At 42.9% G+C, this 18,808-nt stretch carries 20 protein-coding genes and 1 pseudogene; 17 read left to right on the forward strand and 4 right to left on the reverse strand.

The window, feature by feature from the left end; genetic code table 11:
* Positions 1–214 precede the first annotated feature (214 nt).
* Both ACWPWY_RS19870 and ACWPWY_RS19875 read left to right on the forward strand, forming a co-directional pair.
* A pseudogene (locus ACWPWY_RS19870) lies at positions 215–1,586 on the forward strand (MATE family efflux transporter); the annotation flags it as partial.
* 354 nt (positions 1,587–1,940) lie between these two features.
* Positions 1,941–3,119 carry an acyltransferase gene (locus ACWPWY_RS19875; RefSeq protein WP_454193347.1) on the forward strand — a complete coding sequence of 393 codons (1,179 nt, stop codon included), beginning with the start codon at positions 1,941–1,943 and terminating at the stop codon, positions 3,117–3,119.
* A gap of 53 nt (positions 3,120–3,172) precedes the next feature.
* Here ACWPWY_RS19875 and ACWPWY_RS19880 read toward each other — a convergent pair whose 3' ends face one another.
* Genes ACWPWY_RS19880 through ACWPWY_RS19890 form a run of 3 tightly spaced genes read right to left on the reverse strand, consistent with a single transcriptional unit; the run spans position 3,173 to position 5,107 of the window.
* A complete protein-coding gene (locus ACWPWY_RS19880) occupies positions 3,173–3,847 on the reverse strand; it encodes a hypothetical protein (RefSeq protein ID WP_454193348.1) in 675 nt (224 codons plus the stop codon).
* Positions 3,844–4,740, reverse strand: coding sequence for an ABC transporter ATP-binding protein (locus tag ACWPWY_RS19885; RefSeq protein WP_454193349.1), 897 nt, complete (start codon positions 4,738–4,740; stop codon positions 3,844–3,846). The genes ACWPWY_RS19880 and ACWPWY_RS19885 overlap by 4 nt, the downstream gene beginning before the upstream one ends.
* A gap of 1 nt (position 4,741) precedes the next feature.
* A complete protein-coding gene (locus ACWPWY_RS19890; protein ID WP_454193350.1) occupies positions 4,742–5,107 on the reverse strand; it encodes a GntR family transcriptional regulator in 366 nt (121 codons plus the stop codon).
* Positions 5,108–5,474: 367 nt separating this feature from the next.
* On the opposite strand from ACWPWY_RS19890, the gene ACWPWY_RS19895 reads away from it, so the two are divergent.
* The gene (locus tag ACWPWY_RS19895) at positions 5,475–5,636 is read left to right on the forward strand and encodes a hypothetical protein (RefSeq protein WP_454193351.1); all 162 of its coding nucleotides are present in this window, start codon (positions 5,475–5,477) and stop codon (positions 5,634–5,636) included.
* Between the two features lie 172 nt (positions 5,637–5,808).
* On the opposite strand, the gene ACWPWY_RS19900 is transcribed toward ACWPWY_RS19895, so the two are convergent.
* Positions 5,809–6,333, reverse strand: a complete 525-nt coding sequence (locus ACWPWY_RS19900) for a cupin domain-containing protein (RefSeq protein WP_454193352.1) — start codon at positions 6,331–6,333, stop codon at positions 5,809–5,811.
* A gap of 237 nt (positions 6,334–6,570) precedes the next feature.
* Between ACWPWY_RS19900 and ACWPWY_RS19905 the strand changes: the two genes are divergently transcribed.
* The 14 genes from ACWPWY_RS19905 to abc-f all read left to right on the forward strand — a co-directional run bounded on the left by ACWPWY_RS19905 (position 6,571) and on the right by abc-f (position 18,759).
* Positions 6,571–7,035, forward strand: a complete 465-nt coding sequence (locus ACWPWY_RS19905; protein ID WP_454193353.1) for a DIP1984 family protein — start codon at positions 6,571–6,573, stop codon at positions 7,033–7,035.
* A gap of 770 nt (positions 7,036–7,805) precedes the next feature.
* Positions 7,806–8,243 carry a DUF1641 domain-containing protein gene (locus ACWPWY_RS19910; RefSeq protein ID WP_191802611.1) on the forward strand — a complete coding sequence of 146 codons (438 nt, stop codon included), beginning with the start codon at positions 7,806–7,808 and terminating at the stop codon, positions 8,241–8,243.
* A 37-nt stretch (positions 8,244–8,280) separates the two neighbouring features.
* Complete coding sequence (locus tag ACWPWY_RS19915; RefSeq protein WP_191802613.1) at positions 8,281–9,462, forward strand: NAD(P)/FAD-dependent oxidoreductase; 1,182 nt, start codon at positions 8,281–8,283, stop codon at positions 9,460–9,462.
* Between the two features lie 186 nt (positions 9,463–9,648).
* Complete coding sequence (locus tag ACWPWY_RS19920) at positions 9,649–10,293, forward strand: SDR family oxidoreductase (RefSeq protein ID WP_454193354.1); 645 nt, start codon at positions 9,649–9,651, stop codon at positions 10,291–10,293.
* 30 nt (positions 10,294–10,323) lie between these two features.
* Complete coding sequence (locus ACWPWY_RS19925) at positions 10,324–11,043, forward strand: response regulator transcription factor (protein ID WP_454193355.1); 720 nt, start codon at positions 10,324–10,326, stop codon at positions 11,041–11,043.
* Positions 11,040–12,404 carry a sensor histidine kinase gene (locus ACWPWY_RS19930; protein ID WP_454193356.1) on the forward strand — a complete coding sequence of 455 codons (1,365 nt, stop codon included), beginning with the start codon at positions 11,040–11,042 and terminating at the stop codon, positions 12,402–12,404. Before ACWPWY_RS19925 ends, ACWPWY_RS19930 begins: the two co-directional genes overlap by 4 nt.
* Before the next feature lie 99 nt (positions 12,405–12,503).
* On the forward strand, positions 12,504–13,229 hold the full coding sequence (locus ACWPWY_RS19935) for a PepSY domain-containing protein (RefSeq protein WP_454193357.1): 726 nt from the start codon (positions 12,504–12,506) through the stop codon (positions 13,227–13,229).
* Between the two features lie 135 nt (positions 13,230–13,364).
* Complete coding sequence (locus ACWPWY_RS19940; RefSeq protein WP_454193358.1) at positions 13,365–13,937, forward strand: PepSY domain-containing protein; 573 nt, start codon at positions 13,365–13,367, stop codon at positions 13,935–13,937.
* 259 nt (positions 13,938–14,196) lie between these two features.
* Complete coding sequence (locus ACWPWY_RS19945; RefSeq protein WP_454193359.1) at positions 14,197–14,712, forward strand: DUF2179 domain-containing protein; 516 nt, start codon at positions 14,197–14,199, stop codon at positions 14,710–14,712.
* A gap of 384 nt (positions 14,713–15,096) precedes the next feature.
* Positions 15,097–15,300 (forward strand): cold-shock protein, encoded by a 204-nt coding sequence (locus tag ACWPWY_RS19950; RefSeq protein WP_191802627.1) that lies wholly within the window; start codon positions 15,097–15,099, stop codon positions 15,298–15,300.
* Positions 15,301–15,421: 121 nt separating this feature from the next.
* A complete protein-coding gene (locus ACWPWY_RS19955; RefSeq protein ID WP_160032569.1) occupies positions 15,422–15,637 on the forward strand; it encodes a cold-shock protein in 216 nt (71 codons plus the stop codon).
* 137 nt (positions 15,638–15,774) lie between these two features.
* Positions 15,775–16,773, forward strand: a complete 999-nt coding sequence (locus ACWPWY_RS19960; protein ID WP_454193360.1) for a glycosyltransferase — start codon at positions 15,775–15,777, stop codon at positions 16,771–16,773.
* Positions 16,774–16,870: 97 nt separating this feature from the next.
* The gene (locus tag ACWPWY_RS19965) at positions 16,871–17,032 is read left to right on the forward strand and encodes a hypothetical protein (protein WP_191802631.1); all 162 of its coding nucleotides are present in this window, start codon (positions 16,871–16,873) and stop codon (positions 17,030–17,032) included.
* Between the two features lie 92 nt (positions 17,033–17,124).
* Positions 17,125–18,759, forward strand: coding sequence for a ribosomal protection-like ABC-F family protein (gene abc-f, locus ACWPWY_RS19970; RefSeq protein WP_454193361.1), 1,635 nt, complete (start codon positions 17,125–17,127; stop codon positions 18,757–18,759).
* Positions 18,760–18,808 lie beyond the last annotated feature (49 nt).

Raw genomic sequence — 18,808 nt, forward strand, 5'->3', positions numbered from 1 at the left:
AACCACCCCGGGGGAGAAATGAACCATAACTAGAAAATATATATGGCGGGAAACAAGATAAGAAAGCTATTTCTCTTCTTTCGTGATGGTTTAAAAAAGATGGTAAATTATCGTGCATATATGAAAATTTTATGCTAAGATACGGTTTGTTTCAGAAAAAATTACGCAATTTTATGAAAATACAAACATTTACTACTTAGCTGAAGGTGAATCTATGACAACAGCAGCCGACGGGCGTGTTCTTAAGACAGAAAATCTTAATCTTTTTTCATTAACCTGGCCCATTTTTTTAGAAATTATGTTATTTATGCTGATGGGTACTGTAGATACCTTTATGATTAGTGCCGTGTCCGATGAGGCTGTATCTGCGGTAGGGACTTCCAATCAAATCGTATCCATCGCCATCCTCATTCTTGAGGTGATTGGTAATGGAGCCGCTATTGTGGTAGCTCAGTATATCGGTTCAAGGAAACTTGCCGAAGCATCTCGCGTATCTGCCGTAGCGATTACCCTTAACTTATGTGTGGGGCTCATCATTAGTGTTATTTTTGTATTCAGCGGCCGTCACATTTTACAATTGATGAATCTTCATGGCGAAATCCTGGAACTCGGGAATACATACATAACGATTGTCGGCGGGGGTATTTTCTTACAAGCATTGATTAATATCATGTCCGCGATTATTCGTACCTATGGTTTCACCAAGCAGACCATGCTTGTCTCACTTGTAATGAATCTCATTCACTTAGTCGGTAACTATGCACTCATTTTCGGTCATTTTGGATTCAGTCCGATGGGTGTACAAGGAGCGGCGATCTCGACCGTAGTCAGCAGGCTGGTCTGTGTTGCGATCTTTGTTTGGTTACTTTATAAAGTAATGGCCGTAAGGATTGAATGGAGACATTATTTCATGATCTCCAAAGAGTATGTAAATAAGATACTGAATATCGGTATTCCTTCCGCCTTTGAACAAATTACGTATCAAATGTGTCAGCTCGTTTTTCTGTATTATGTAACTTATCTCGGAACCGAATCACTTGCTACCAGGCAGTATGCAGCTCAGATTTCTAATTATATCTACTTATTTAGTATGGCTGTATCCCTGGGAACATCGATTCTGACGGGTCGATTCGTCGGCGCAGGAAAGCAAGATGAAGCCCGCGAGAGTGAAGAAAAGTGTGAAAATCGGCCTTATTTCCACGATAACGGTTGATATTATTATTATTCTACTTCGGGAACCGCTGATCGGGATCTTTACGGATAATGCAGAAATTATCAGACTAGGATCTCAAGTACTCTTGTTCAGTATCGTCCTGGAAACGGCAAGAACGTGTAACATGATTATGATTAACTCCTTGCGTGCGGGGGATGCCCGTTTTCCCGTGTATATGGGGCTAATCTCTATGGTGGGCGTAAGCCTTCCGCTCGGTTATTGGTTTGTCTTCCATTTGAATATGGGACTGCTGGGTGTATGGGTAGCGAACGCAGTGGATGAATGGATTCGTGCCTTCATTATGCATTACCGCTGGAAAAATGGTGCTTGGCGTCGTTATGCGCTCGTGGAGCGACCAGCTTCCAAAGATTCAGAATCGGTGTCCGCGCGTTATAAAATTCATCATCTGTCGTTAGCTTCCACCAGGAGCGTCCGTATTATGCGCTGCTCAGCGTATGTTTTTGCCGCCGTAAAGGCGGCTTTTTCATGTCAAGATACATAGGAGTTACGGAATGTATAACTCCATTTTTATTCATTTATAGGTTATATTTGGAATAGATGTTATCGTAATTTGTCCAATTCCTTAAATAATTCTGTTATTATTATTAAGTTAAGGGTTTTTTAATGTAAATTGTTTTCAGAAGTTTTACTATAGATAAAGTGATTTTAAGCCGATCGAATGGAACGTCTCTATCGATCAATATACTAAACCCAAGGAGTTAATATAATGAGTCAAACTATGACAGCTGAAAAAAGGGAACGTCTGCCCGAGCTTAATCTTGTCCGGTGCATTGCGATTCTTGGCGTACTTAGCGTACACTCGACTTCGTTTGCTACCGTAGATATGGTGAATTCGGGGATGTACTGGCTGTACAACTTTTTCAATATTTTCATGAAGTTTGGTACACCGACGTTTATTTTCTTAAGTAGTTTTGTGTTGTTTTATAATTACTATACTAGACCGCTGGATAAGAAACTGGTTCTTGGTTTTTATAAGAAGAGATTGCTTTACATTCTCATTCCTTACTTTATGTTCTCATTGTTTTATTTTCTAATTTTACATGTTGTGTACTACCCGGATCGTTCTCTGATCGATACCATCGTAAGTTTTACTACCAAGTTGTTTACAGGTAAAGCGTACACTCACTTATATTTTGTATTTATTAATATGCAGTTTTATATTATGTTCCCGCTGGTACTCGCTTTTTTCAAAAAACTACCTTCTCTCGTTAAATGGGCAGTTCCCATCGGACTTGCCATTCAGTGGGGATTTATTCTAATGAATAAATACGGTGTAATCAGCGTGGCGAATAAAGGCAGCTGGTCTTTATCATACTTTGCCTATTTCATGCTTGGCGCATGTCTGGGTGTGTACTTCCCTAAGATTAAAGAGTGGATTGTAATTAAGAGAAAATACGCTACACCAGGAAAGGTTACAGCATGGGCACTTTTATGGATTATATGGATCTGTGCAGGCCTGGCACATGTGTATATCTGGTACTTGAACCGTAAAGGAATTGCGGTATATGATTCGCTTTGGTATGAATTCCTGTGGAATCTGCATACCTTCTCTGCAGCACTGGTGTTATTCCAGATTGCCTTCCTGCTATATGGCAACGGTAAGAGCGCTCTGGTACGTACGATGTCTAAGATTGGTGGGTTCTCCTTCGGGATCTATTTAATTCACCCCTTCTTCTTGCTTGTCTATCGTGAGTTTCCGCCGCAAACCGGGATTTCGATTCTTCATCACTTATGGTATGTCGGTGGATTCCTTCTTGCGTTAATCGGATCTTATATTGTGGTTGGTTTGGCATCTCACTTCTCTAAATCGTGGATTCTGTTCGGTAACCTGCCTAAACCGCAGCGAGGAGCCGGTGAACCTAAAAAACCAAATCTACCTGCGTAAGTGCAAAAGAAGCATCCCTGTTTAAACCGGGGATGCTTCTTTTTTTATGAATGTTAGATCGTGGACTTTCGCAGCCACATATAACATAGGAGAGCATATAGCAAAGTAAGAGGAGCGAGGAACCAAAGAATATCGGTCTGGTAAGTCATGACCCACCTGCCAAATTCGTCCCAATACTTCCAGTACGTCATTAGAACACTGCCTGTTCCTAGAAGGATGACGGTGAGCAGGAGGAGGCTTGTTAAGACCAGTTTACCGAATCTTCTCACTATACTTGATAGCAGAAAACCGAAGAGAAACAAATGAGATATGACGACAAAGTTCAGCAAGATCAAATGCAAGAAGGAGAGACTGCTAAGGATAGGGACATCAAAGAAGTGCAGCCCTGTACCCCAGCCTGAAGTAAGCTGTTCTATTTCTCTAAGGACGGTAAGTGCAATGGAATCGAAAAGGCTGAAGAGAAGAAACAAACTGATTGTTCCTAAGAAGTAATCTTTACGGCGAATACCGAAACTGAGTGAAAATGAGAAGTTTATGGGGATTACCGCCATTCCAACACTCATCACGAACCCATAAATGGAAATCAACCCGCCGGTCGTAAATGATCCAATCGATATACTGACTAACAAATTAACTATAAAACTGCTCGTGAGCACGATGAGGGGGACGAAAAGCCATAACCAATAATCCACAAGATGGGTACGCATTACAGTTTTGATCGCGGTCATACTTCATTCACCTCTTCCTGGTTCGTTTGTTTGGTCAAGTACACCATGAGCTGTTGTAAGGAGACAGGAGCAAGCTTAATGTTGTTTAATTCCGCTTGTTTGCGGAAGTTCTTTTGGTCAGCTGTGCGAACGACAGCACTACACATGGAGCCCAGTACTTCCTCATGAAGCACTTCTTTTCCGGTAACGAAGCGCTCTACATCGGACTGCTTGCCGCTAACATGAAAAGCAGATCCTCGAAATTGTTCCGCTTCTTCATTTAGCAGAAGCTTACCCTCATGAAGTACAATCACCTGTTCGAGCATGGCACTAATCTCATCAATAAGATGAGTAGATAATATAATCGTGCGCGGATAATCCATATAATCTTGAATCAACTGGTCGTAGAATAATTGTCTGGCTACGGCATCAAGTCCAAGATAGGGTTCATCAAAGATCGTAAGCGGAGCACGGCTTGCAAGACCGATAATGATGCCGACAGAAGAAAGCATGCCTCTTGATAGTTTTTTGACTCTTCGATTTATGGGAAGGTTGAATTGTAAGACTAGGGAATCAGCAAGTAGAGCATTCCAGTTAGGATAAAGAGAAGAGGCTACCGAGAGTACATCACATACTCGAAATGTATCGGGATACTTTTGACTTTCCTTAATAAAACAAATTTGCCGAAGAACTTCCTTATTCTCATAGGGCGCTTCGCCAAATACTTTAAGTTCTCCTGATGTAGGAAAGAGCTGGGCAGTAATGAGATGAAGCAGTGTTGTTTTACCTGCCCCGTTACGTCCAAGCAGTCCGTAAATTTTATTCTCCTGAATGGAGAGGTTGACATCCCGGAGGGCATGAAATGTTTTACCATAGCTTTTGGTCAGGCCATTTAACTCAATTACATCTGCCATGCTACTTCTCCTCCCTGTGTATCATTTCAGACAATTCGGCTTTACTGATCCCTAGCTTCTGCGCTTCTTGCACCATCCGGATAATGAACTGTTCATAGAACTGCTCACGGCGCTTCTCCACAAGGACAGATGGTGCTCCTTCTGCTACAAACATACCAATCCCTCTCTTCTTATACAGAATTCCTTGATCGACCAGGAGATTCACACCTTTGGCCGCTGTTGCTGGATTAATCTGATAAAAGGATGCAAATTGATTCGTGGAAGGGACCTGGGATTCTTCGGGGAGCCTTCCTTCGAGGATGTCATCTTCAATTCGTTCTGCAATCTGTAAAAAGATCGGCCGGTCATCATCCATCTGCATACCCATACATTATCACCACCAAGTTGGTTAGTTACTTATGTAATTAACCATACAACCAAACAAAGGATTAGTCAACAATATATGGTAAAAATGGACGAACGCACGAAACCTTTTTTTATTTGAAGCGTTTATTACTTTAGCAGGCAAAAAGGTGTCATATTTCGGTAATTGACTGAATATAATGGAAATTCGGACCAAGGAGAGGTTCATTTCCGTTTCGTGAGACTGGCAGGAGGTTAATAGGAAGAGGGCAAGGAAAGAAGCCAAATATCGAGTAATACCTCACATCCATGTTGAGCATAACAAGGACATGGACTCAAGTTAGAATTGAACCCATTCTTGGTTAATAATATAAGGTTAAAGGTGATTTGTAATGAAGTGTCAATCTTGTGGTAAAGCAGTAAAAGACGTTCTGGAACATGTGGAGCACATTCTCCATGAATGTGGGAAAATGTCTGTATCCTCTCCAGATCTGTCGTCCGTATCGCCGGATGCGATGCACCAGTCAATGAAGTTTTCAGAGTCGATATCATAGAGTAATCGAAAAGAACCTGCCTCGAAATAACGGATGGCAGGTCTTTTTATTTTCATCTAAATATGAAGCAGAAAAGTCTAATCTGGATCCGGCGGAATGGTAAAGGAATTATGGTGTTTTACGTGACCTTTATCGGTACGAATTTAATTGCCATTATGAAACAGCTCCTAAATTAATTAGGGTTGTCTGCCTTTTTCCAGTGGACAAGCAGCGGACCTTCGGCACCTAGCAGTGGATCTTGATCTGGAAGAGGAACACGAGCAATTTCACGGATTACCTGCGGTCGTTCCCCTTTGTCTCCCGTGTGGGTATTGTAGGACATACCGTCTGGATAGGCCCCTACCACCCGAAAATCAGGACTGGACTCCAGTTTTTTATGACCTGTTCCAGCAGGAAGCACCAGAACATCGCCGGCAGATGCAGTCAGAATAATTCCCTTTTCTCCTCCAATATGGAGTTTGACCGATCCTTTGATGACGCCGAGTACTTCATGGGAGTTGCTATGATAGTGATGGTAAGGGAACACCCCACCTGTCCAGCTGTTTCGCCAGTTATGCTTGTTAAAAATAATTTCGGTATTCTGCTCCTCACCGCGTAATGCACCTGGGTAGAGAATGACAGGCAGCTCGGGGTTATTGGGAATCGTTCCATCATCCTTAAAGTAATAAACACGAGTCTCTAAATGAGTCGTTTTCATAATGAAATCCCTCCTTAGGAAGAAATAAAGCCATGAATTCAGGGCATAGGTGCCTTTTATCATGGCTTATATTTTTATATTCCAAAAATTACTATTTACTGTTATGTACCACACATGAAGAGGTGTTAATCAGAAGGAAATCCGAGCCAAGCCAAGATAAATGTAAGGGATTGGATATTAGCAAACCGATGAGTTACAATAAGAATACTTTTAATATGTGGAGGCTTACCTAATATTATGAAACTTGCCGAAGCACTCATCCTACGTTCCGATCTACAAAAGAAAATTCAAGAACTTCGTTTTCGTTTGCGTAATGTGATTAAGATTCAGGAAGGTGAAGAGGCAGCCGAGAATCCGTCTGATCTTTTTCGTGAACTGAATGGGGTACTTGAGCAGTTTGAGTCCCTTGTTAAGAAAATTAACAAAACCAATTCACAGACAGAATACGAACAAGGAATGACGATTACCGATGCGCTTGCACGCCGGGAGAAGCTCCAATTGAAACGAAGTGTTCTCAGTGATGTCATGGATACGGCGTCTATTCGTTATGACCGGTCCAGCAGGACAGAGATTAAATTTATAACAACCGTTGATATCAGCGCACTGCAGAAACAAGTAGATGAACTTGCTAAAGAACATCGCACACTTGATACGCGTATTCAAGAACTCAACTGGACAATCGAACTTATAGAATCATCATAAAATACGATCAGAACAAATTGCAGCAGAGAAGTCCTAGTGTTGGTAGTCAGAATGAAAAAAAGCGAGCATAAGCCTCCCAGCGGGTCAAGTCTGGATCTCATAAAATGGTGAAGGGAACCGGGCGCCCTATAATTACAATTTAGCCCACGCACCATTTACAACCGTACGAGTTAATGTTATTACTTACTACCATATGCTGATTTTTTCAACTGGCGAGGGCTGGGTGTGGGGACTATAGGACTTCCCACTGCTATTCTGTAAGTTAAAAAAGGAAAGTCATTTCAAAAAAACGGGAATGGTAAAATTATACTTTTATAATAAGTAGATGTAGTTAGCTATGGTATTAACTAGTACTGTATATAGTAGAAAAGGGGAGAATAAGTGCCTTTTTCAAGCCTAAAAGCAAAAATTCATTGTATTGACAAAAATAGAGGTTTTGTTACAATGTTCACAAGGTATTCACAAGTATAATTAGATTTAACTCGTGTTTATGTGTAATAAGTGTAATATTAGGGTATAGGTTCGTAATTGGCCTGTTCGGATAAATTTGTGATTGCGATGGAATAAACAACTATTCATCTTTGCAAAAGATCCATGAAGTACATCACATGTGTAGGGTAAAGCTGCCTGTGCCGCTTGAAAGGCCGCGGCTTTTTCTAATGTGTGAAATTTGTTACATTACAATGTACACTCACGGATCGTTCATTTGATTATCAGGTAGGGTCAAGCAAGCGGGCTTTTTAACCCAAAGTAAAGGAGGACGTTCTCTTATGTCACAACCGACTCAACAAGAGGTACCAGTAAACGGTGCAGCTCCTGCACAAAATCAGGATGTACTTGATCAATTGATGAAGCCGGAGGTTCAAGAGTCTCTTACTGTTCTTGTGGAGAATCTACCTAAACTGGCTGAAATGGTAACTGCTATGACAAAAGCTTATGACTTCGCTCAAGGCTTGGCAACAGATAAAGTCTTCGTTAACGACATGAAAGTCGCTCTTGGAGAATTTACAACGCCTGTTGTAGAAAAAGCAAAAGGGGTAGCATCCGCGGCTATCGAAGCTGGAGACCGTGCTCATGCGGAACAGTCTTCTGTTGGTCTTTTCGGTATGCTCAAAATGTTGAAAGATCCTAACGTACAACAATCTCTTCGTTTTGCTCAAGCATTTCTTAATGTGCTCAACGAACGTCAAGGGCAAAAACAAGACTAAAAAGTTATTGATACGAAAGTAAGAACGGAGGATGGATATGTCGAAGCAAATTTTGATCCTGGGCGGCGGCTACGGCGGCTTGCTTAGCGCGCTATCAGCACGTCAATACTTGTCCGCTGAAGAAGCAACCATTACGGTTGTAAACCGCTTCCCAACTCACCAAATTATTACTGAATTACATCGTCTTGCTGCAGGTTCCATCGAAGAAAAAGCAGTTGCACTTCCACTGGAGAAACTTCTTCGTGGTAAAGACGTAAATCTTAAAATTGACACGGTATCTGAGATTAAACCAGATGAGAACAAAGTTGTTATGAAGAGCGGAACAATCTACAGCTATGACTTCCTTGTCGTTGCTCTAGGTAGTGAAACTGCATTCTTCGGTATCCCAGGACTTCAAGAGTACAGCTTTACTCTGAAATCCGTAAGTGATGCTAACAAAATCCGTGCACACGTGGAAGCTTGCCTGGATAATTACAAAAAAACCGGAAACAAAGCAGACGCAACAATCGTTGTCGGCGGCGGCGGTTTGACAGGTATCGAGCTTGTTGGCGAATATGCTGACATTCTGGATCATGTATGTAAACAAAAAGGAATCAAACGTGAAGAAGTACAACTCTACAATGTAGAAGCAGGTCCTTCTATTCTTGCAGGATTCCCGCCAGAGCTTGTTGAGCGTGCTCAAACAAGTCTTGAAAAACGCGGTGTGAAATTCATCGTTGGTGTGGCAATCACAGAAATGCAGCAACACACAGTAATGTTGAAAGATGGAAGTTCCATCGAAACCAGCACACTGATCTGGACAGGCGGAGTACAAGGTAACGCAGTGGTAGCTAACTGTGGTATCGAAGTAAACCGTGGCCGTGCAACCGTAAAAGAAACACTACACTCTACTTCCCACGAGAATGTATTCATCGCGGGTGATAGTGCAGTCGTGATTCCTAGCGAAGGTGCTCGTCCTTATCCTCCAACAGCTCAGCTTGCTTGGCAAATGGGTGAAACCATTGGACATAACCTTGCTGCTACCATCAAAGGCGGCGATTTTGAAGTCTTTACTCCAGTCTTCTCCGGTACGCTGGGAAGCTTGGGACGTAAAGATGCGATTGCTATGCTGGGCGGAAGCCAGACTCGCCTGAAAGGCTTGCCTGCAACGCTTATGAAAGAAGCAAGTAACATCCGTTATCTAAAACATATCGATGGTTTGTTCGCTCTTGCGTACTAATCTATTTCGATAGAAGAATAGGAAGGCAGACGCCCATCATGGGTTGTCTGCCTTCTTTTTTCATCTTATAAGGAGGGATCATCTTACACTTCATCCTGAGCAAACTTGTTATATATCATGCCTGAAGGGTAAATGAAGGGAGAGAATGGATGTTATGAATTTCACTTTTGAAAGGAGAAATGAAGGATGAATATTTTAGTAATTGGGGCAAACGGACAGATCGGGAAACAGGTTATCTCACAGCTGAAGGATGACAAGGAGCATACGGTAAGAGCAATGGTTCGGAAGCGAGGGCAGGCTGACGCCTTTGATAAGGCAGGTGTAGAGCCTGTACTTGCGGATCTGGAAGGATCCGTGGATGAGCTTGCACACGCGATGAAAGGCAGTGATGCAATCGTGTTTACGGCAGGATCCGGCGGAGACACTGGTTTAGATAAGACGCTGCTTATCGATCTTGATGGAGCTGTTAAAACGATGGAGGCTGCAGAACAGGCAGGAATCTCAAGATATATTATGGTAAGTGCTCTGCATGCAGAAGATCGGACGCGCTGGTCAGATCAAATTAAACCATACTACGTAGCCAAACATTATGCAGATAAGCTATTGGAAGAGTCATCACTGCAATATACGATTTTGCGCCCAGGCGGGCTGTTGAATGAACCGGGTCGTGGTAAAATAACAACAGATACGGAACATGGAGAGAACAGCATTCCGCGTGAAGATGTGGCATCCGTGATTGTAGCTGTATTAAATGCAGAGAATACTTATAGAAAAGCGATTCCTCTAGTGTCTGGAGAGCATTCGATTCAAGAAGTTGTGCAAAATATATAATGTTGCTTTGAATAAAGCGGAGGAGGAGCTATGAAACCATCCATTCTCATAGTGGAAGACGAAGAGAAGATTGCTAGGGTGTTAGAAATTGAACTGGAGTATGAAGATTATGACGTCTCCAAGGCAATGAGCGGTACGGAAGGGCTGGAAGCTTTTCAAAATGGTGATTTTGATCTTGTATTACTTGATATCATGTTACCGGGTCTTAGCGGGATCGAAGTCTTGCGGCGGATACGCAGTCATGACGAACACATCCCTGTCATTCTGCTGACAGCTAAGGGTTCCGTAGAAGATAAGGTCTCCGGCCTTGATCTTGGGGCGACAGATTATGTCACAAAACCTTTTCAGATTGAAGAGTTGCTTGCCCGGATCCGTGCCGCCCTCCGCTTACATAGTAAAGTTCAGAAATCAAGCATGACGGGAACAGAAGAACCAAATCAGAACCAGGAAGTATGGCTATCCGCCGGTGACCTGAAGATTAATGAAAAAACTAGAGAGGTACTGCGAGCTGAAGATGGAATAGAGCTTACTCCCCGTGAGTTTGATCTGCTGGTTTATTTACTTCGTAATCAGCGGCAAGTCCTGAACCGGGAGCAGATTCTCGAGGCAGTATGGGGGTATGATTACATGGGTGACACCAATGTGGTAGATGTTTATATCCGATATCTTCGTAAGAAAATAGATCATGGACGTTCCCCGCTAATCCATACGGTTCGCGGTGTAGGTTACGTTCTCAGGACCGAGACATGAAGCTACGTACAACCATCTATGTATATACTTCGGTACTTTTTATTGTCTTGCTGCTGCTGATTAATGGATTTATCTATTTCATGTTTGACCGAATGTCGACAGATACCCAGATGAAAAGAGCAGAAGCAGAAGCGAACTCGATCTCAACGGGTGTGCGTAATGCAGCTGATATCGTAGCTCCGGATGATTTGCTGCGTTCTTTTGTTCCAGCAGAAGGGATGCTTAGGATGGTGAGAATGACAGGCGATAACCCGCCTGCGGTTACTTCGCTCTCAGAACAGCGCCTGGCTCAGATTACCCCTACTTTTTATCCTAATAAACATACCGAAGTGTTAAAAATAGACAATGTACGTTATGTCTTTGTATCCATGCCCGTCATATGGGCCGATGGAGAAGTGGTGAACCTTCAAGTGACAGAAAGCCTCGCAAGTGTAGATAACAATCTGAAGGTGCTCCAGGTTGTACTGATCTCAGTCAGCCTGGTTGCTCTACTAGCTGTACTTGTTTCAAGCAGGCTGCTTGGAAGTATTATTATACGGCCGATATCGAGTATGACGCAGACGATGAAGATCATTGAGGATGGCGGCGGATTCAAAACCCTTGATCTGCAGAACCAGTCCAAAGACGAGCTATACGAAATGGGTGAGACTTTTAACCGGATGATGGGCAGACTTGAGCGAAATTATGAGAAACAAGAACAATTTGTCTCGAATGCTTCTCATGAACTCAAGACACCGCTGACGGTGATTGAGAGCTATGCCAGCCTACTAAAAAGGAGAGGCATGTCGCGCCCAGACCTCTTTGAAGAATCTGTCGAAGCAATTCATTCCGAAGCTATCCGGATGCGAGAGATGACAGAACAACTGCTGATGATGGCTAGACAAACGGAGTCCGGAAGCATCAACTTAGAGAAGCACGATCTAACCAGCATGGTAAGCGATATGGCCCGCTCTTATGGGACAGCGTATCAGAGGGAAATAAAGGTCGAAACTGCGTCATCTGAACCTTGCATTGCTTCTACCGATATCAACAAGGCGAAGCAATTGCTCGTTATTTTACTGGATAATGCCAGAAAATATAGCGAGGACTCCATCCTTATCCGTGTTCAGCCTGATGCGAGTTACATTACTATAAGTGTAACGGATTATGGGCCAGGGATTCCTGCCGATGAACTTCCCAAAGTATTTGACCGTTTTTATCGGGTAGATCAGGCAAGGTCCCGCAAACAGGGCGGAACGGGTCTTGGTTTGTCACTAGCGAGTGAGATTGCCGCACAGATTAAGGCAGAAATTCGTTTAGAAAGTACCTACGGTAAAGGCACCACTGCTTATATACAATTTCCAACAAGTCATCTTGCCTAAATAGAAGGGTAAGATGATTTGTTTTTCTCAGAGAATTCTCATAGTTAAGCGCTATACTGAAACCAAGTGTGAAGTGTAAACAGGAAGGAGCTTTTTACAATGGATATCAAGAAAAAGCTAGGATATGCGGGGGGCGGAGCTGCCGTTTTAATCGGACTGATTCTCTTATTTGTTCAGCCATGGAATCATGCGGATTCGGTTCTGTCAGCCGAGGCAGTGGAAGAGACGGTGATAAGCCAATATCCAGGTACAGTGGAGAAGAGTTCACTTGAGAATGGGGAATACCACTTACGAATAAGTACGGATACAGGAACGTATGAGTTTACCGTGGATAGCAGCAATGGAAGCATATTATCTATTCAGCAAATTAGTAAATCAGGGGAGAAAGAACGTGCCATTCTTAGCCGGGATACAGTGAAAGAGAAGTTGCTGAGTGAAACCGGAGGCAAACTGCTCTTTTTAGAGCTGATTACGAAGGAAGACCAAGATATCTACAAAGCAAAAGTAAAGACGGATACAGAGCGTACTCTATTTGAGATTGATCCTTATACAGGAGAAGTGCTGTCGAGACAAACGGTTACCATCGATCAAGAGGATGACGAAGAAACTGACGAAGAAGAGAAACAAAAATTTCTAGCGGAAGAAGAAGTAGAGAAGATTGCTATGGCAGAAGTGGCAGGCGAAGTAGATGATACCGAACTTCGAGGCGAAGACACAAGCCATCCCTATTATTTAGTGGAAATTGAGACGGACGATGATAAAGAAGCCGTTATTCAAATTCATGCGATCACTGGAAAAGTTCAATCGGTGACCTGGGACGACTAATTCTTAAGAAACTCTTCTTCTTTTCTCATCGAATTCTAATCTAACTCTTTCTTTACTCTCATTTGGCAGAGGTAAGATGTATTTGTAAGCAGCAAGTGAGACGAAAGAAAAAATAAGAAGAGGAGTCGATGAGATATGAAGAAATATAAACGTATTTTAGCGGGTGGAGTTCTGAGTGCGGCGCTCGTAATTGGTGGAGCAGCAGCGTATACAGGTGGAGAATCAACGGTAGAGGCTAGTCAACTATCCTCTGCACCAACATCCACATCCACTTCAACTACAAGCAAGATGATCACGGTTCAACAGGCAAAAGAGGCAGCGCTTAAAGAGGTACAAGGTACCATTGATGATATTGATTTAGAGAAAGAGAATGGAAAAGTATACTACGAGGTAGAGATCGAGTCAGCTAAGGCCGATGCTACCGTTCTGATTGATGCTTATACAGGAAAAGTGCTTACTGTAAATCAAGATCTTGATTTCGAAGTAACGACTTCGGATGCAGATGTTAAGATTTCACTTGAAAAAGCAACCCAGATTGCCTTAAAAGAACTGGATAACAGCAAGGTGATCAGCACGGAGCTTGATCTTGATGATGGACGTTATGAGTATGAAATTGAACTCGTAAATAATAAGTATGAAGCTGATGTTACCATTGATGCTAATACGGGAGATGTATTATCTGTTGACATCGACCGTGAGGACGACTAATTTAATATAGCTTCCCGCTGAAAAGAATAGGAAGAGCACTTGTCAGTAATGACAGGTGCTCTTTTGCTTTGCCAATGAACTTAGAAGTAACTTTCCGCTGGCTAATATATGAAATTTAATAAAAAGGGGTTTCACGACAACAAAGATGTGGTATTTTGGATGGTATGGTTTATGATTCATAAGAAGACCTATTCATTTCTCGTTCTATAAGATAAAAAGTTCGTTTTGCGGAAAGTTCGGCAGTTAGGAGAGTGTAGCGATGGCTCAAACACTACTTTTTATTTTTGCAATCCAAATTGTTTATGTCTCGGCGTATACCCTACGCATGATTCTGACATTAAAGGGTCAAAAGTACATTGCAGCTTTGATTAGTATGGTCGAAATTGTGATTTATGTACTCGGACTGAATTTGGTGCTCAACTATTTAGACCAGATCTCGGCTCTCGTTGTATATGCACTTGGTTATGGATTAGGTATTCTGATCGGTGCTTGGATTGAAGAAAAGATCGCACTTGGTTATATAACCGTCAAGGTAATATGCGACCAGACCCGTGGTACGATTGTGACGACGCTTCGGGATAAAGGGTATGGCGTAACTTCTTGGCTTGGGAATGGGCGAGATGGAGATCGGCTGGTAATGGAAATACTGGCGAAACGAAAAAACCAGAAAAAACTGTATGAGACGATCTTGGAACTCGATTCAAAAGCTTTTATTATTACCGTAGAACCCAAACAATTCCATGGTGGATTTTGGACGCGTTCTATCAAAAGATAGCGCTAAAAAGCAGGAGCATGCCGGTTGGCATGCTTCTTATGTTTACACATATAATAACAAACTAATTTGAAAATTAGGTTATACATGGCAATTAATCGATAAAATTATATATGGAAATGGTATGAAGCCCCTATTTTTGTGGTAATAATGGGGAAGCGAAGTTATACAATCAAGACGGTTTTTTGCTCATACATTCATGTCAAATTAAACCATTTTTTGCTCCGATCTCTTGCGTTGATTTGGTAAATATGCTATTATTAGTTCTGTCAGTTGTAATTCACATTTTGGAAAGAGCCTCATTCCGAAAATGACACTTTTTCCAATATGTGAATTTTTTTCAAAGAAAATAACCATATTAATATAAGTGTAAAGGAGAATGACCAAATGCAAACAGGTACAGTTAAATGGTTTAACGCAGAAAAAGGCTTCGGTTTTATCGAAGTTGAAGGCGGAAGCGACGTTTTCGTACATTTCAGCGCAATCACAGGCGAAGGTTTCAAAACCCTCGACGAAGGACAACGCGTTGAATTCAACGTGGTACAAGGTAACCGCGGACCACAAGCAGAGAACGTAGTAAAAGTATACTAATCCGACCTGCAAGCTGCCTTTGACTGACAAGTTGAAGGCAGCTCTTGTTTTCATTCCAAAAAAAGCGATACGGAGTATGCGATAGAGATTCGTTTATTCTGTAGATAGGGGGGAAGTATTCATGTACAGACGTCAAGTATCAGAGGAAATCCCCGAGGAGAACACGAAGGTCTGGTCTTGTACCAATGACGACTGCAAGGGTTGGATGCGTGATGATTTCGCGTTTGAGAGCGAGCCGCAATGCAGTTTATGTTCCTCACCGATGGATCGGGAAATGAGAATGTTGCCCGTGTTATCCAACGCAGCAAATGATTTGAAAGCAATGAAAAAAGGGTAACGAGTTAGTACCATAATCGTTTTTGCATAAGTAAGTCTTTGTAAAAATAGCAAAACTCTGTAAGTGTACCGCGATACGGCGAGGATTCTCCTTCCGATATGGCGGTTTTTTTGTGCTTTGGAAAAGGAGGATATGTGATGGATAAAGTAGGACTCGTGATGCGTAAAATTCAGTTTACGGAGGCGCAGGGACCCCGGGTTTTTGCAGACCGGCTGAAAGCCATTGGGGAAGAACTGGGTGTAGAGATTGTATTCATCTCGCCAGAGCGTCATGTGAGCGGTTATGACTGGGTTCCGGGATATGAGCATGAAAAGGGAGACCTAGTCAACTATGATATCGTTCTCGATCAGATCTATTCACAGAATATCGATCATGTCATCTATACGGTTTCCGGATTTACCTATCTGAAAATGTTTCTGAAGAACAGCGTATTATTTCCGCACAGCTTCCCTGATCCTGCTCTGACAGGGTATGAAATGATGAAGCCTTTCTACCAGATCGTGGACAAAGCGATTGTGCAGACTGATTTCCTGAAAAGGGAGATGGCGGCTCAGTATGGAGTTCATGATGTGACGGTGATTCCAATTGGTTTTGATGAAGGACTAGCCCATAAACATTATGATCCTTCTGCTGTCGTCGACAACCGTATTATGTGGATCGGACGGGATGAAGCAAACCGCCGCCCTGATCTGGTTATTGAATATGCGCATCAGAATCCGGATAAAGAAGTCTACATGGTATTTGGCGGCGAGCGCTATAAAGAAAGTATGAAGAAGTACGATATCCCAAATAACGTGAAGCTGAAGTTTGCACTTAGCCAGGACGAAGTGTTCGAGTTGATGAATTCTTCTAAGGTATATTGGAGTTCTTCGCGTTTTGATACGTTTGCGATGCCGCTGACCGAAGCGATGGCGATGGGGAAAATGGTCGTAAAGCCAGAGCATCCTTGTTATGGACATATCAGTTCGACCCATACGTTTGGCGGAAATGAACGCAACTTCTTTGAACTGATCAATATGGCATCCGCCGCACCTCGCAAAGTATCGGAAGATAACAGGGAGTATGCGTTTGGTGCTTTTTCGAGAACCGTGATGAAGGAAGGGTATCGGGCCTTTTTTGAATCATGGCTTCGGTAATAAACCGTTATAGTTATTTTCTTGGCGTATGCCAGGTGTTATTGCGCAGCCACATGTGATATATTAACCATAACTTTTAGAAAAGGAGGTGAGGTAGGTGAATATTGAAATGGTGAACAGCCGCTTGAGCCAGCTGCCGATGGTACTGTCTGGCATTTTCTTCAGAGGTTTCTTATCACGGGAGAAGTCTGTCCATTTTGCACTAGATAAGATTAACCATTTCGAGAAGATGCCTACCTTAACCTCAAGCGGATTGTAATACCAATTTTCCGAATGAAGGGTCGCGGGCTTGTTCCCGCGGCTCTTTTTTGTGTGGTGAGATGCATCTTCCTACTCAGGAGGATACAAATAATGATCATCGTTAACGGACAACAATTAAAAAAATACCACGGGGCAAACCTCGTGCTAGATAATGTAACTTTTGAAGTAAAAGAAGGAGAAAAAGTAGGGCTCATCGGGGTGAACGGGAGCGGAAAGTCTACTTTACTGTCCTTGATCTCCAAGATAGATAAACCGGATGCAGGCATGCTTGCGGTGAAGAAAGATGTAAGAGTGGGATACTTGCCCCAGATTCCCGTGGAATTTGAGCAGAAAACAGTATATGAGGTGCTCGCCCACGGGTTCGAGGATCTATTAGAGCAAAGACAGAAAATGACGCGGTTAGAACAGCAAATGGGGAGTTCGGAAGCGGCTACAGATGATAATTTTCTAGCGAAGTTGCTACATCGTTATGCGGTTCTCCAGGAAGAGTATGAGCGAGAAGGTGGCTATGAGATGGATGCCAGCATCGATATGGTGGCAACCGGTCTGCAGATAGATAAAGCGATGTATGTTAGAAACTTCAACACCCTGTCAGGCGGGGAGAAAACAAGGATTGTCCTTGCTTCACAGCTGATCCGAAAGCCAGAACTGCTGCTATTAGATGAACCAACGAATCACCTGGATCTATCTGGGGTAGAATGGCTGGAGCAGTTTTTACGAAACTATCCCGGTGCGTGTATTCTCGCATCACATGACCGTTATTTTCTGGACCGAGTGGTAAGTCAGATCATTGAGTTAGAAGATGGGGAAGCATTCTCCTATTCAGGATCGTATTCCCGTTATGTCATAGCAAAAGAAGAACGACTCATGCAGCAGTTTGCCGAATACCAAGAGCAGCAGAAGAGAATCAAGAAGATGAAAGAGACCATTCGTCAGCTCGAAGAGTGGGGACGAGTCGGCGGGAATGAAAAGTTCTTCCGGCGTGCCGCCTCCATTCGTAAAGCACTCGCTCGGATAGAGCAGATGAAGAAACCAAAGCTTGTACAGAAACAAGCCGAATTTGCACTTAAACCGGATCAGCGTTCTGGTCAGATCGTGCTCCTATTTGAAGCACTCACCAAGCATTATGGAGATAAGAACATCTTAGATGCAGTAGAAGGAATGATGGCTTATCAGGATAAGATTGCGCTGCTTGGCGCAAATGGATCTGGTAAGACTACCTTTTTCAAGTTGCTGTTAGATCAAGAGGTCGCAGATGCAGGATATATGGAATGGGGCGCAGGAGTTAGCGTAGGCTATCTCGCACAGCAGGAAGAGATCAAGTCGCCGAAACAAACGGTACTCGCTTATTTCCGTGAGCATGCCCCGATGGAAGAAGGAGAGGCGAGATCAGTGCTCGCGAGGTATATGTTCTATGGACCGCAGGTATTCCGGGAGATCGGCAAGTTATCCGGCGGTGAGTGGTCACGGCTTCGTCTAGCAGTTCTTGTGAACAAGAAACCAAATGTACTTCTCCTCGATGAGCCGACCAATCATCTAGACATCACCTCCCGTGAAGCACTGGAGGAAGCGCTGGACGATTACAAAGGCACCATACTTGCGATTTCTCATGATCGGTATTTTATTAATCGGATTGCGGGGAAGGTATGGTCTCTGGATTCAGGGAAGCTGAGTGCTTACCTGGGGAACTATGATGATTATGTGGTGAAGCGAAGTGAGCAGTAGGTAAGAGTTTGAGGATGTAGATTAGAAGAAGAGAGAGTAGAATGCTCCC

It is taken from the genome of Paenibacillus sp. Marseille-Q7038 (genome assembly GCF_965111595.1).